This is a genomic window from Sphingomonas sp. 2SG, from assembly GCF_005503285.1.
Taxonomy (GTDB): Bacteria; Pseudomonadota; Alphaproteobacteria; order Sphingomonadales; family Sphingomonadaceae; genus Sphingomonas; species Sphingomonas taxi.
This window is the reverse complement of record NZ_SCMZ01000040.1, coordinates 22,498-34,965: the sequence shown is the minus strand read 5'-3', so window position 1 is coordinate 34,965 and position 12,468 is coordinate 22,498. Positions and strand designations below refer to the sequence as shown.

The following is a 12,468-nucleotide window of genomic DNA, read 5'->3' as shown; positions in this document are numbered from 1 at the left end:
CTCCACCACGGCCCGACGGCCGAGGTCCCGCTCTCCGCTGCGCGAGGGAGGACTATAATGCGTCATTTTCTGAACCTGTCCGATGCCGGCGCCGATGGCGTCGCCGCGATGCTGGCCGATGCGATCGACCGCAAGGCGGCGCGTGCCGGCTTCCCCAAGGGCCGCGCCGATGCCGACGCGCCGCTCGCCGGCCATGTGCTCGCGATGATCTTCGAGAAGAATTCGACGCGTACCCGCGTCAGCTTCGACATGGCGATCCGGCAACTGGGCGGGACCTCGATCGTCATGGATGCAGGCTCGATGCAGCTCGGTCGCGGCGAGAGCATCGCTGACACCGCGCGCGTGCTGTCGGGCTATGTCGACGCGATCATGATCCGCACCGACGATCACGCCAAGGTCGAGGACATGGCCCGCTACGCCAGCGTGCCGGTCATCAACGGCCTGACCGACCAGTCGCACCCCTGCCAGATCATGGCCGATCTCCAGACGATCCTCGAGGACGGCAAGGCGTTGCCCGGACTCAAGCTGGCGTGGCTCGGCGACGGCAACAACGTGCTCGCCTCGCTGATCGAGGCAGCCGGGCTGATGCAGTTCGACGTCACCGCCGCCTGTCCGCAGGGCTTCATGCCAGCCGAGGCCGATGTCGCGCGCGGGCAGGGCCGTGCCCGCGTCGTCGCTTCGCCGCAGGAAGCGGTGGAGGGTGCCGACGTCATCGTCACCGACACGTGGATCTCGATGGGCCAGGCGCATGCCGAAACCAAGCTCGCCGCGATGATGCCCTATCAGGTCGACGAGGCCCTGATGGCGCACGCCAAGCCCGATGCGCGCTTCCTCCACTGTCTGCCCGCGCATCGTGGCGAAGAGGTGGTCGATGCGGTGATCGACGGGCCGCAGTCGCTGATCTGGCAGGAAGCGGAGAACCGCCTCCACGCGCAGAAAGCGGTGCTGCGCTGGGTCTTCGGCCAGATCGGCTGATCCGGGGGCGTGGCGAACGGGGGGGGTAACTTGACCCATCCACCGCGCCATCCCATTTCCTGCCGATGCAACAATCCCCCATCGATATCGATCGCGCGCTCGGGTTCGCGATTCCCTCCCGCTCGGCGCGCGGACGGGTCGTAAGGCTCGGTCCCGCGCTCGACGCCGTCCTCGCATCACATGCTTATCCCCCCGCAATCGAAGCCCTCCTCGCCGAGGCACTGACCCTGGCGGCGTTGATCGGCTCGACGCTCAAGGACCCGACCGCGCAGCTCACCATGCAGACGCGGACCGAGAACGGCGTCGTCCAGCTTCTCGTCTGCGATTATCGCGGCGGGGAAGTGCGCGGGTATATCGATTTCGATGCCGAGAAGCTCGCCGCGGCGCCGGAGCAGCCGACGCTGTTCGCGCTGTTCGGTCAGGGCTATCTCGCCATCACCTTTGACCTCGCGGCGACCGGCGAGCGCTATCAGGGCATCGTCCCGCTCGACGGCGAGACGCTGGCCGAGGCGGCGCAGAGCTATTTCGTCCAGTCCGAGCAGATCCCCAGCCTCGTCCGGGTCGGCATCGCCCGCGACGGCGAGCACACCGTCGCGGGCGGCCTGTTCCTCCAGCATCTGCCCGAAGGCGAGGTTGGTCGCGAACGGCTGCACACCCGGCTCGACCACCCCGAATGGGAGCATGTCGAGGCACTCGGCCAGACGATGGGTGTCGACGAACTCGCCGATCCCGCATTGTCGCTGGAGACTTTGGTCTGGCGCCTGTTTAACGAGGAGCCCGACGTACGCGTGCTCGCCTCGACCCCGCTGTCGCGCGGCTGCCGCTGCACCGGCGATTATATCGCGAGCGTGCTCGCCAAATTCTCGCTGGAGGAACGGCGCGAGATGGCGGACGAACGCGGGTTCATCCAGGTCGATTGCGCCTTCTGCGCGACCAAATTCCCGGTTCCGGCCGAGGCCGATCCGGTCGCCTGAGCTAAAGGGCGGGAGGGATATCCGCCGGGCATCTTAATCTCCTTTTAATACCGGTCGCTTAGCCATGCGGTGTGCCTGTTCATGACCGGCACGCTTTTCTCCCAGAGGAGCGATCGCTTCTCTCTCCTTCAAGGGCCGCCTTACCCGCGGCCCTTTTCTTTTGCGCCGCTTTGGCCTAGCGCCGGGGGGATCATGACCATGCAAAACGTAGGGCCTCTGGCCGTCGTGCTCGTCTCCGGCGGGCTCGATTCGATGATCTCCGCCGCAAGTGCGCGCGAAGCGGGCTATCGCCTGCTCGCGCTGTCGATCGACTATAACCAGCGCCATCGCGTCGAGCTGGCCGCGGCACGGCGCGTCGCGACGACGCTGGGGGCGGAGCGGCATATCGTGTTGCCGCTCGACCTGTCGGCGTTCGGCGGCTCGGCGCTCACCGACGACATCGACGTGCCCAAGGACGGCGTCGGCGAGGGGATCCCGGTCACCTATGTGCCGGCGCGCAACACGATCTTCCTCAGCCTCGCGCTCGGCTGGGCGGAAGCGGCGGGATCGCGCGACCTGTTCATCGGCGTCAACGCGCTCGATTATTCGGGCTATCCCGATTGCCGCCCCGAATTCATCCACGCCTTCGAAGGGCTGGCGGAGATCGCCACCAAGGCGGGCGTCGAGGGCGAACCGTTCAAGATCCACGCGCCGCTGCAGCATATGACCAAGGCCGACATCGTCCGCGAGGGCCAGCGGCTGGGCGTCGACATGGGGATCAGCTGGTCGTGCTACGATCCGGCACCGGGCGGGGTCCATTGCGGTACCTGCGACAGTTGCCGGCTGCGCTCCAAGGGATTCGAGGAAGCGGGCATAGCCGATCCGACGGTCTACGCCGTTCGGCCCTGATCGCATGAGCTATGCCGTCAAGGAGATGTTCCTGACCCTGCAGGGTGAGGGGGTGAATGCGGGGCGGCGGGCGGTGTTCGTGCGCTTCGCCGGGTGCAATCTGTGGAGTGGGCGCGAGCAGGATCGGGCCACGGCGGTCTGCCGGTTCTGCGACACCGATTTCGTCGGTGTCGACGGGCTGGGCGGCGGCAAGTTCGCCGACGCTGCGGACCTGGTCGCGGCGGTCGCGGGCTTCTGGGGTGCGGGGCAGAGCGACCGCTTCGTCGTCCTCACCGGGGGCGAGCCGATGTTGCAGATCGACGATGCGCTGGTCGAGGCGCTGCACGACGCCGGTTTCCGTATCGCGATCGAGACCAATGGTACGCTGCCGGTGCATCCGGGGATCGACTGGGTGTGCGTCAGTCCCAAGGCGGGCAGCGTCGTGGTGCAACGCTCGGGCGACGAGCTGAAGCTGGTCTGGCCGCAGGCGGGGACCGATATCGCCGAGGTCGAGAGCTGGGATTTCGCCAACCGTCTGTTGCAGCCGATGGACGATGCCCGTGGTGTCGCGAACATCGAGGAGGCGATCGCGGTGGTGATGGAGCGCCCGCAATGGCGGCTGTCGTTGCAGACGCACAAGCTGCTGGGGCTGCGCTAGGAACTTCCAAAAGCATCAAATCCCCCCGGAGCGGATCCGGGGGGATTTGCCGTCAGCGCTGCGCGGTTTCCGCAGCTGCCGTCACGGTGGGCGCCGTCGCGGCCGTCGCGGCCGTCGCGGCGGCAGGCACCGCTGCCGTTCCCGTCGGGCTCGCCGGCGGCCAGGCGAAGACGCCGCACTTCTTGGCTACCCATTCGCCCTTCTTGTTCCAGCAGATCGTGTCGAGACGCGGCTGCGAAGCATAGTCGCGGCCGAGATAGCGCTGGAAATGCTGTTCGCCATAGGGCGTCAGGCTGTTGCGCAACTCACGGACGCGATCCATCGCGAACGATCCGAAGCCGCCGCGCGGCACGAAGGTCGCGTCGCGGCCGATGCCGCTCGCCGTCTGGCAGAAGCCGAACTGCGCCGCGACGGTCGCATAACCGGAATAGGTGCGCGTGCCGAACTGGTCGAGCGCCGCCTGACCCGCCTTGGGCGCCTTGTTGACGCGCATGAAATATTTGGTGAGCGTGTCGAACGAATTCTTCAGCTCTGCCTCATGGTCCTTCAGCACCGCATTGTAATTGGGCACGGTGAGCAGCGTCGGTTCGAACTGGCATTGCAGCGCGGCGACGTTCAGCGCGGCGCGGACGCTCCACGCCATCGCCGCGCGCAGCTCCGCCTCGGTCGCGCCGGGCAGCGGCTGGCCGAGGCCGTCCTCATGCCCCTTGACTGCCTCGCCGCGGAAATCGTGCGAGCGCAGGTAGAATTGTGCCGACGCCGGCGCCGCCGCCGCCAGGCCGATCGCGGCGCCGCCAAGCGCCAGCGCGATACGCAACACGGTCATCTTTCGTCATCCCCACGAAAAGCTATTATCGGGCGATTCTAGACGGTTTCGCGGGCCGACCCAATCCCCGATCGCGCCAATCCACGATAAAATCGGATGAAATGCGCCAGAACGTTGGAACCAAAAGAAAAGGCCGCCCGGTTGCCCGGACGGCCGTTTCACCACCGTAATATCCCTGACGGGAGATTACATTGCGTTGGTGGTCATCGTGTCGTTCGACATCATGGTGTCGTTCGACATCATCGTGTCGTTCGCCATCATGCCACCGTTCGACGCGCCGTCGACGGCGGTCATGTTGTCGCTCATGGTGCCCATGTCGTCGGTGGTGTTCATATCGGTGACCATCGTGTTGTCGGTGGTCGTTTCGGTCTTCGGGCCACAGGCCGAAACCGCAAGAGCGGCGCCGGCGATCAGCGAGCCGGTCAGGACCTTGGAGATGAGTGCACGCATTGGAAGCTCCCTAGAATAGGATTTGGACGGCTTGCTGGCCCTTTAATACCCAAATCGCAGTGGACATTAATCGCATAACGCCCAGCCCTCAAGCCTCGAATTCTATCCGACGCGTTTATGCCGGACAAGACAGGGACCGGAGGAATGCCGGAGCGCTCAACGCAAGAGCATCGTCGAAGGTTGCCAGACGATCGTCACGGCCCAGATCGGCGAGGCTGGTCACGGCGAAATCGGGCAGTCCGCAGGGTACGATGCCGTTGAAATGGCTGAGGTCGGGTGCGACGTTGACCGCGAGGCCATGCAGCGTGATCCAGCGCCGCACGCGAACGCCGATCGCGCCGATCTTCGCCTCCGCGCCACCGTCGCGCGTCCAGATGCCGACCCGCCCCTCGGCGCGAAAGGCGGTGACGCCGAGTTCGGCGAGCGCCGCGATCACCCAGCCTTCGACGCCATGGACGAAGCAGCGCACGTCGCGGCCGCGCTTGCCGAGATCGAGCACCAGATAGACGATCCGCTGGCCGGGGCCGTGATAGGTGTATTTGCCGCCGCGTCCGGTCGCGACCACCGGAAAGCGCGCATCGATCAGGTCGCCGGAAGAGGCGCTGGTGCCGGCGGTGTAGATCGGCGGATGCTCGAGCAGCCAGATCAGCTCGCGCGCCTCGCCCGCCAGCACCGCCTCGGCGCGTGCCTCCATCGTCGCCAGTGCCTCGTCATAAGGCGTCAGGCCCGGCGATACCCGCCATTCGATACCATCGATCTCGGTCATGCCGGTGCATGTGTGCCAGAGACCGGGCGCTTGCAAGTTGGCGAGTGGCCAAGCCGGGACGCTTGGGCTAACCGATCGCAAACGCGGGCGAAGGGGTGCCGGATGGTCAAGATGGGCAATGTGTGGGACCGCAGCGTCGAGGTGCTGAACGGACGCGGCGGCATGCTTGCCGGCATCGCGGCGCTCACCCTGTTCCTGCCGGCGGTGATCAACGCGGCGTGGACCGGCTTCGCCGCTCCCTCGACCGCCACCGCAGTGATCGGCATGCTGTTCGTTATCGTTACGGCGATCGTCGCAGTGTGGGGGCAGCTCGCGATGATCGCCGCCTCGACCGATCCCGCGACCGACCGGACGGCGGCGATGCGACAGGCCAGTGCGCGCCTGCCTGCCGCATTGCTCGTCGCTTTGGTGTTGGCGGTGGTGATGATCGTGGCGTTCCTGCCGTCGATCGCTTTGCTGCTGCGCGCCGGCTTCGACTATCGGTCGCTTGCCGCGGGCACCGCGACGGCGCCGACCGATCCGGGCGCCGCGGGGCTCGCCGGCCTCTATGCACTGGCGATGGGGCTGGCGTTGCTGTTCGTCGGCGCGCGGCTGCTGCCGCTCTATGCAGTGGTGCTGGAGGAACGGCTGGCCGTCGCCGCGGTCGCCCGATGCTGGCGGCTGACCCGCCGCCACACCTGGCGGCTGGTCGGCACGGTGCTGCTGTTCGTCGTCGTGCTGATGATCGCCACCTGGGCGGCGCAATCGGTCAGCGGGCTGATTTTTCGCCTGATTCTCGGCGCCGACGCGCAGGCGACGGTCGCGTTGCTCGCCGCCGCGGTGGCGCAGGCAGTGTCGGCGGCACTGACGTTGGTAGCGATCGTCTTCTCCGCGCAACTCTACGTGGCGCTGGTCGCCCGCGAGCGGATGCTGCGCGACAAGGCCGCGCTCGGCGAGGTCCAGGCGTGAGGCTGACGCTCGCCGCCTTGCTGAGCGATGCCTGGGCGATGTTCCGGCGCGATGCCGACCTGCTGTTGCGGATCGCCGGCCTGTTCTTCTTCGTGCCGACTTATGCGCTGCTGCTGCTCACCGCGCCGCTGCCGATGCCCGACGACACGATCGTCGACACGCAGGCGCGGGCACAGGCGTGGATGACCGCGCTCGACGGCTGGGTCGGCGATTACGGGCTCGGCTCGGTCGGCGCCTATGCGATCACCTATCTGGGCCTCGCGGTCCTCTTCTGCCTGTTCCTCGATGCCGAGCGGCCGACGCTCGGCGTGGCGATCCAGCGCGCGGCGCGGCGCTTTCCGCGCTTCATCCTCGCGATGGTGGTGGTGTCAATTCCGGCGGGGGCGGGGATGTACGTGCTGCTGCTGCCCGGCCTGTGGCTGATGAGCCGCTTCATGCTGGCCGGCCCGGTGCTGTTCGCCGAGCCGCAAACCGGCGCGATGCAGGCGGTCGGCGCGTCGTGGCGGATGACGCGGCGCGGGCAATTGGGGCTGCTCGGCGCGATCGTCACCATCTATCTCGCCGCGATCCTGGCGGGGCAGCCGTTCATGCTGCTGTCGCATTATCTGGGCGGCGAGGGCGGCGGCAATCCGCTCGGCATCGCGATCGCAGATGCCTGTGCCGCCGGCGTCGCGATGCTGACGCAGCTCGCCGGCGGACTGGTGGCGATCGTCGCCTATCGCCGGCTGTCGGCGATACCCGCGGCGTAGGCAGCTACGACCGACATTCCGTAACTCCTCCCCCTTCAGGGCAGGATTATCGCATATCGCTGCGGTGATGAGGCTCGATCGGTTTCCTTATCGGATTCGTCACCCCGGACTTGTTCCGGGGTCCACCGGGCCGCGAGGGAACGGTGTCGAATCAAGCCTTTCTCCTCGCCGCAGGGTGGACCCCGGAACAAGTCCGGGGTGACGGGGTGAGTGGGAAGGCGACAGGGTCGCACGAGCGTCCATATGCGATAGCCCTGCCCCGGCGGGGTAGGAATGCCCCACATCCCGAACGTCGATCCGCTACGCCAGATACGGTATGTGCGCGCCGGCATCGATCGGCAGCAGGCCGAGCGCGCGCGGATCGGGGAAGGTCTCGATCGTCCGCCTTACCGCGACGAAGCCCTGCGCCCGGTAGAAGTTGAGCGCCGAGGGGTGGTCGAGCGTGCAGGTATGCACCCAGACGCGGGTGACGCCCGGGGCCCAGGCGCGCGCCATCGCCTCGGCCATCAGCCAGCGGCCATGGCCCTTGCCGGCGAGTTCGGGCACCAGCCCGAAATACGATAGCTCGCAGGCGCCGGCATGACGGACGTCAAGTTCGACGAAGCCGATCTCGACCCCCGCCGGATCGACCGCGGCATAGACCTGCACCCGCGGATCGTGGACGATCGCAGTGAGCGCAGCATCGTCCATCGCGAGCCGCGAATACCACAGCCACGGCCCGCCGACGCGGCGGAACAGCAGCCGGTATTTGTCGGGCTCCGGCCGCTCCCAGCGCACCAGCCGCAGCGGCGAGGCGGGCAGCGGACGCAGCGGCGGCCGGCGCGTCATCTCCAGCGTGGTGACGATCGTCGCCAGCTCGCCGGGCGCGACCGGCGTCAGTCCCATGTCGCCACCGGCGGCAGGCTCATCAGGATCGCGTCGATATTGCCGCCGGTCTTGAGGCCGAACAGCGTGCCGCGGTCGTAGACGAGGTTGAACTCGGCATAGCGGCCGCGCCACGCGCGCTGCTGCGCCAGCTCCGCCGCGCCGAACGGCTCGGCCATCCGCCGCCGGACGAGGCGCGGGTAGACGTCGAGGAACGCCTCGCCCACCGCCTGGGTGAAGGCGAGGTTCGCGGCGAAATCGCCTTCGAGATGGTCGTAGAAGATGCCGCCGACGCCGCGGTGGACCTGCCGGTGCGGGATGTAGAAATAGTCGTCCGCCCACGCCTTGAAGCGCGGGTAATAGGCCGGGTCGTGTGCGTCGCAGGCGGCGCGGAACGTCGCGTGGAAGTCGTCGGTGTCCTGCGCGACCGGCAGCGGCGGGTTGAGGTCCGCACCGCCGCCGAACCAGCGTTTGGTGGTGACGAGGAAGCGCGTGTTCATATGCACCGCGGGCACGTGTGGATTGGCCATGTGCGCGACGAGGCTGATTCCGGTGGCGAAGAAGCGCAGATCGTCGCCGGCGCCGTGGATCGACTTGCCGAACTCGCCGTCGAGCAGCCCGCCGACGGTCGAGACGTTGACGCCGACTTTCTCGAACACCTTGCCCTTCATGACGCCGCGCACGCCGCCGCCGCCGGGCGCGCCGGACGGATCGGTGCGGTCCCACGCGATATAGTCGAACGCCGCGTCCGAGCCAGCCTCGCGCTCGATCGCCTCGAAGGCGGTGCAGATGCGGGTGCGCAAGGATTCGAACCAGGTGCGGGCGGCGGTCTGTTCGGCGTCGAGGGTCAGCATGGCGGGCTTGTGGCAAGCGCCGGTCGCGAAGTCGAGCGCTGGTCATCGCGGCCTATCGCTGGCAAGCCGCTGTCATGGACCGATCGACGCGCAAATCCTTGTTTCGCGGGCTGCGCGTGACCGCGGTCAGCTCCGCCTTCGTCTGCGCGTTCGTCTGGGCGGCGGGGTATTTCGACCGCGATCCGGTCCACGTCTATCCGGCGGTGCCGCCGGCGGCGCGGATCGCGGTGGTCAACGTCTCGGGGGACATGGGGCTGCGCTTCCTGCTCGGCGCCTCGACTTCGCGCGGGCTGACCGAACATCATGTCCCGGTGGTCGGCATCTCCACCCCTGCGGTGTTCCGCCGGCGCCGTACCCGCGCCGAGGTCGACGCGTTCATGGCCGACGTCGTCCGTACCGCGCTCGCCCGTACCGGCGTCGCGCGGGTGGTGGTGATGGGGCAATCCTATGGCGCCGACATCGTCCAGACCGGGCTTGCCCATCTGCCGGCCGATCTGCGCCCGAAGGTGGCGGCGATCGTCCTCGTCCTGCCGGGCGATTCGGTCTATTTCCGCGCCGACCCGACCGGCTGGTCGTACGGCGATTCGCCCGACAGCGTCGGCGTGACCACCGCCCACACGCTGACCTGGGCGCCGCTCACCTGCATCTATGGCGTCGAGGAAGACGACAGCCTGTGCCCGCTGCTGCGCGTGCCCGGGGCGCGGGTGATCGGCATGCCGGGCGGGCACAACATCCATCATGACGAAGCCGGGCTGCTGCGCCACGTGTTGGGGGCGGTGCGCGCGGTGGCGCCCTAGTTTTAGTTCAAGCGAAGGCGCGAAGAAGAAGGTTGGTTCGCGCAGATGCGCGGAGGCGCAGAGATGGCCCGTGCGGCGCAGCCTTTTACCCCCGACGAAACGGATGATCGGACCGCGTATGCCGGCACGGGACCCCCGACCGCCACCTCTCTGCGCCTCTGCGCCTCTGCGCGAACCGACCTTCTTCTTCTCTTCGCGTCTTCGCGTGGATCACAATGAAGGAAAGTCACCCGTCTGCCGCAACGCTTCGGCGGCGACGATCCCCGCCGATACCGACAGATTGAGCGAGCGCAGCGGCGGCGCCATCGGGATGACCACCCGCGCGTCGGCCCGTGCGTGCACGTCCTCCGGCACGCCGGCGCTCTCGCGGCCGAACAGCAATACGTCGCCGGCCGCGAAGGCGAAGGCGGGCAGGGGCGTCGCGCCGCGCGTCGTCGACAGGACCAGCCGGCCGCCGAGCTGCGCGAGGAACGCGGTCCAGTCGGCGTGGCGGGTGATCGAGACGTGGTCGATATAGTCCATCGCCGCGCGTGCGACGCGCTTGTCGTCCCATTGGAAGCCCATCGGTTCGATCAGGTCGAGGCCGATGCCGAAGCAGGCGCAGGTGCGCATTACCGCGCCGACATTGCCGGCGATGTCGGGCTGATACAAAGCGATGCGCAGGCCGGTCGTCATGGCCCGGCGTCTTAGCGGCGCACGCGGCTGCGGTAAAATGCTGTTGGCAAAGCGTCGGCCCGCCGTCTATCAGTTCCCCGGCTCGCCGTGGGGACGGTAGGGTTCGGTGGCGCGGCACGACCGGTTCCTCCGCAATAATGATGGACGAGGGCAGAGACGAATGGCGACTGACAGCATGGTACCACCCGGTGAATCGCCGGAACCGTTCCACGAGGAAGTCCACGATCCCCGCCGTCGCGATTTCATCAATATCGCCGCCGTCTCCTTCGCCGGGGTCGGCGCGCTGGCGATCGTGCTGCCGCTGATCAACCAGATGAACCCCTCCGCCGACGTGCTCGCCCAGTCGACCACCGAGGTCGATCTGTCGAAGATCGCACCGGGACAGGCGATCAAGTCGCAGTTCCGCAAGCAGCCTCTGTTTGTCCGCAACCTCACCCCCGCCGAAATCGCCGAGGCCAACAAGGTCGACGTCGCGAGCCTGCGCGATCCGCAGACGCTCGCCGAGCGGACCAAGCCCGGCAAGGAAAACTGGCTCATCACGCTGGGCGTCTGCACCCATCTCGGCTGCGTGCCGCTCGGGGCGGGCGAGGGCGAGAACAAGGGGCCGTTCGGCGGCTATTTCTGCCCGTGTCACGGCTCCGCCTATGACACTGCGGCGCGTATCAGACAGGGACCGGCACCCAAGAACCTCGCCGTCCCCGACTATACGTTCAATTCCGATACCGCCGTAACGGTCGGCTGAGGGAGATCCGGATCATGAGCTTTCCCTGGGCCAAACATTACGAACCGAAGCAGCCGCTGATGCGCTGGCTGGACGAGAAGCTGCCGCTGCCGCGCCTCGTCTACAATGCCGTCGGTGCGGGCTATCCGGTGCCGCGCAACCTCAATTACTTCTGGAACTTCGGCGTGCTCGCCGGCGCCGCACTGGCGATCCAGATCATCACCGGCGTCGTGCTGGCGATGCATTATGCCGCCAACGCCGGCGTCGCCTTCGGCTCGGTCGAGAGCATCATGCGCGACGTCAACGCCGGCTGGTTCCTGCGCTATGCGCATGCCAACGGCGCGTCGATGTTCCTGCTCGTCGTCTACATCCATATCGGCCGCGGCCTCTATTACGGCTCGTACAAGGCGCCGCGCGAGATGGTGTGGCTGCTCGGCGTCGTCATCTTCCTGCTGATGATGGCGACCGCGTTCATGGGCTATGTGCTCCCCTGGGGGCAGATGAGCTTCTGGGGTGCGCAGGTCATCACCGGCTTCTTCTCGGCGATACCGTTGGTCGGCGAGACGATCCGCATCTGGCTGCTCGGCGGTTTCGCACCGGACAATGCCGCGCTCAACCGCTTCTTCTCGCTCCACTATCTGCTGCCGTTCGTCACCGCGGGCGTCATCATCCTGCACATCTGGGCGCTGCACATTCCGGGATCGAACAACCCGACCGGCGTCGAGGTGAAGGGCGAGCAGGATACCGTCCCGTTCCATCCCTATTACACCGCCAAGGATGCGGTCGGGCTGGGCGTGTTCCTGCTGATCTTCGCGGCGCTGATCTTCTTCAGCCCCAACATGCTCGGCCATCCGGACAATTATATCGAGGCGAATCCGCTCTCGACGCCCGCGCACATCGTGCCGGAATGGTATTTTCTGCCCTTCTACGCGATCCTCAAGAGCTTCACCGCGGACTTCATCCTGCCGGCCAAGCTGTGGGGCGTGCTGGCGATGTTCGGCTCGATCCTGCTGCTGTTCTTCCTGCCGTGGCTGGACAGCTCGCCGGTGCGCTCGGCCAATTACCGGCCGAAATATCGTGCCTTCCTCGCCATCCTGCTCGTCGACGTGCTGGTGCTCGGCTATGTCGGCGGCGCGGAGGCCAATGCGCGCAACGTCATCCTCGGCCAGCTCGCCTCGGCCTATTATTTCGCCCACTTCCTGATCATCCTGCCGTGGGTCGCGCGCTCCGAGCGTCCGCGCCCGCTGCCGAACTCGATCACCGAGGCGGTGCTGGCGAAGCAGGGCGGCACCAGCCCGGTCAAAACCGCGGCGCACGCCTGAACCGACTGGGGGACAACAGAAC

Annotated in this window: 15 protein-coding genes; 9 read left to right on the top strand and 6 right to left on the bottom strand. The window is 67.2% G+C overall.

Features of this window, described 5'->3' with window-relative positions; translation table 11 throughout:
* The first annotated feature begins 57 nt into the window (after positions 1–57).
* The 4 genes from argF (at position 58) to queE (ending at position 3,474) form a co-directional block, all read left to right on the top strand.
* Positions 58–975, top strand: coding sequence for an ornithine carbamoyltransferase (argF, locus tag FFS23_RS15095; protein ID WP_137899249.1), 918 nt, complete (start codon positions 58–60; stop codon positions 973–975).
* A 65-nt stretch (positions 976–1,040) separates the two neighbouring features.
* Positions 1,041–1,949, top strand: coding sequence for an Hsp33 family molecular chaperone HslO (gene hslO / locus FFS23_RS15090; protein WP_137899248.1), 909 nt, complete (start codon positions 1,041–1,043; stop codon positions 1,947–1,949).
* 192 nt (positions 1,950–2,141) lie between these two features.
* Positions 2,142–2,837: a 7-cyano-7-deazaguanine synthase QueC gene (queC, locus tag FFS23_RS15085; RefSeq protein ID WP_137899247.1), complete on the top strand. Its 696-nt coding sequence runs from the start codon at positions 2,142–2,144 to the stop codon at positions 2,835–2,837.
* A gap of 4 nt (positions 2,838–2,841) precedes the next feature.
* The gene (gene queE, locus FFS23_RS15080) at positions 2,842–3,474 is read left to right on the top strand and encodes a 7-carboxy-7-deazaguanine synthase (protein ID WP_137899246.1); all 633 of its coding nucleotides are present in this window, start codon (positions 2,842–2,844) and stop codon (positions 3,472–3,474) included.
* A gap of 52 nt (positions 3,475–3,526) precedes the next feature.
* Here the strand turns inward: queE and FFS23_RS15075 are convergent, their stop codons facing one another.
* The 3 genes from FFS23_RS15075 to lipB form a co-directional block, all read right to left on the bottom strand.
* On the bottom strand, positions 3,527–4,300 hold the full coding sequence (locus tag FFS23_RS15075) for a hypothetical protein (RefSeq protein WP_249340701.1): 774 nt from the start codon (positions 4,298–4,300) through the stop codon (positions 3,527–3,529).
* A gap of 186 nt (positions 4,301–4,486) precedes the next feature.
* Positions 4,487–4,750, bottom strand: a complete 264-nt coding sequence (locus FFS23_RS15070; protein ID WP_037532936.1) for a hypothetical protein — start codon at positions 4,748–4,750, stop codon at positions 4,487–4,489.
* A 115-nt stretch (positions 4,751–4,865) separates the two neighbouring features.
* A complete protein-coding gene (gene lipB / locus FFS23_RS15065) occupies positions 4,866–5,516 on the bottom strand; it encodes a lipoyl(octanoyl) transferase LipB (protein ID WP_137899245.1) in 651 nt (216 codons plus the stop codon).
* 102 nt (positions 5,517–5,618) lie between these two features.
* On the opposite strand from lipB, the gene FFS23_RS15060 reads away from it, so the two are divergent.
* Positions 5,619–6,464 carry a DUF7847 domain-containing protein gene (locus tag FFS23_RS15060; RefSeq protein WP_137899244.1) on the top strand — a complete coding sequence of 282 codons (846 nt, stop codon included), beginning with the start codon at positions 5,619–5,621 and terminating at the stop codon, positions 6,462–6,464.
* Positions 6,461–7,213 (top strand): hypothetical protein, encoded by a 753-nt coding sequence (locus tag FFS23_RS15055; RefSeq protein WP_137899243.1) that lies wholly within the window; start codon positions 6,461–6,463, stop codon positions 7,211–7,213. The genes FFS23_RS15060 and FFS23_RS15055 overlap by 4 nt, the downstream gene beginning before the upstream one ends.
* Positions 7,214–7,513: 300 nt before the next feature.
* Here the strand turns inward: FFS23_RS15055 and FFS23_RS15045 are convergent, their stop codons facing one another.
* Both FFS23_RS15045 and hemF read right to left on the bottom strand, forming a co-directional pair.
* The gene (locus tag FFS23_RS15045; protein ID WP_137899242.1) at positions 7,514–8,098 is read right to left on the bottom strand and encodes a GNAT family N-acetyltransferase; all 585 of its coding nucleotides are present in this window, start codon (positions 8,096–8,098) and stop codon (positions 7,514–7,516) included.
* Positions 8,089–8,931, bottom strand: a complete 843-nt coding sequence (hemF, locus tag FFS23_RS15040) for an oxygen-dependent coproporphyrinogen oxidase (RefSeq protein ID WP_137899241.1) — start codon at positions 8,929–8,931, stop codon at positions 8,089–8,091. Before hemF ends, FFS23_RS15045 begins: the two co-directional genes overlap by 10 nt.
* 74 nt (positions 8,932–9,005) lie before the next feature.
* On the opposite strand from hemF, the gene FFS23_RS15035 reads away from it, so the two are divergent.
* The gene (locus FFS23_RS15035) at positions 9,006–9,728 is read left to right on the top strand and encodes an AcvB/VirJ family lysyl-phosphatidylglycerol hydrolase (protein WP_137899240.1); all 723 of its coding nucleotides are present in this window, start codon (positions 9,006–9,008) and stop codon (positions 9,726–9,728) included.
* Positions 9,729–9,938: 210 nt separating this feature from the next.
* Here FFS23_RS15035 and FFS23_RS15030 read toward each other — a convergent pair whose 3' ends face one another.
* Positions 9,939–10,403, bottom strand: coding sequence for a tRNA (cytidine(34)-2'-O)-methyltransferase (locus FFS23_RS15030; protein WP_137899239.1), 465 nt, complete (start codon positions 10,401–10,403; stop codon positions 9,939–9,941).
* Between the two features lie 175 nt (positions 10,404–10,578).
* Between FFS23_RS15030 and petA the strand changes: the two genes are divergently transcribed.
* Positions 10,579–11,145: a ubiquinol-cytochrome c reductase iron-sulfur subunit gene (petA, locus tag FFS23_RS15025; RefSeq protein ID WP_052075804.1), complete on the top strand. Its 567-nt coding sequence runs from the start codon at positions 10,579–10,581 to the stop codon at positions 11,143–11,145.
* A 14-nt stretch (positions 11,146–11,159) separates the two neighbouring features.
* Entirely contained in the window at positions 11,160–12,446 is a 1,287-nt protein-coding gene (locus tag FFS23_RS15020; RefSeq protein ID WP_038662063.1) for a cytochrome b, read from the top strand.
* The last annotated feature ends 22 nt before the right edge of the window (positions 12,447–12,468 follow it).

Bases quoted from the DNA above. Each gene is read 5' to 3' on its own strand.
- FFS23_RS15030 (WP_137899239.1), bottom strand. From the start codon at position 10,403: ATGACGACCGGCCTGCGCATCGCTTTGTATCAGCCCGACATCGCCGGC.
- lipB (WP_137899245.1), bottom strand. From the start codon at position 5,516: ATGACCGAGATCGATGGTATCGAATGGCGGGTATCGCCGGGCCTGACG.
- FFS23_RS15020 (WP_038662063.1), top strand. From the start codon at position 11,160: ATGAGCTTTCCCTGGGCCAAACATTACGAACCGAAGCAGCCGCTGATG.
- hemF (WP_137899241.1), bottom strand. From the start codon at position 8,931: ATGCTGACCCTCGACGCCGAACAGACCGCCGCCCGCACCTGGTTCGAA.
- FFS23_RS15035 (WP_137899240.1), top strand. From the start codon at position 9,006: ATGGACCGATCGACGCGCAAATCCTTGTTTCGCGGGCTGCGCGTGACC.
- hslO (WP_137899248.1), top strand. From the start codon at position 1,041: ATGCAACAATCCCCCATCGATATCGATCGCGCGCTCGGGTTCGCGATT.
- FFS23_RS15060 (WP_137899244.1), top strand. From the start codon at position 5,619: ATGGTCAAGATGGGCAATGTGTGGGACCGCAGCGTCGAGGTGCTGAAC.
- petA (WP_052075804.1), top strand. From the start codon at position 10,579: ATGGTACCACCCGGTGAATCGCCGGAACCGTTCCACGAGGAAGTCCAC.
- queC (WP_137899247.1), top strand. From the start codon at position 2,142: ATGACCATGCAAAACGTAGGGCCTCTGGCCGTCGTGCTCGTCTCCGGC.
- FFS23_RS15075 (WP_249340701.1), bottom strand. From the start codon at position 4,300: ATGACCGTGTTGCGTATCGCGCTGGCGCTTGGCGGCGCCGCGATCGGC.
- queE (WP_137899246.1), top strand. From the start codon at position 2,842: ATGAGCTATGCCGTCAAGGAGATGTTCCTGACCCTGCAGGGTGAGGGG.
- argF (WP_137899249.1), top strand. From the start codon at position 58: ATGCGTCATTTTCTGAACCTGTCCGATGCCGGCGCCGATGGCGTCGCC.
- FFS23_RS15070 (WP_037532936.1), bottom strand. From the start codon at position 4,750: ATGCGTGCACTCATCTCCAAGGTCCTGACCGGCTCGCTGATCGCCGGC.
- FFS23_RS15045 (WP_137899242.1), bottom strand. From the start codon at position 8,098: ATGGGACTGACGCCGGTCGCGCCCGGCGAGCTGGCGACGATCGTCACC.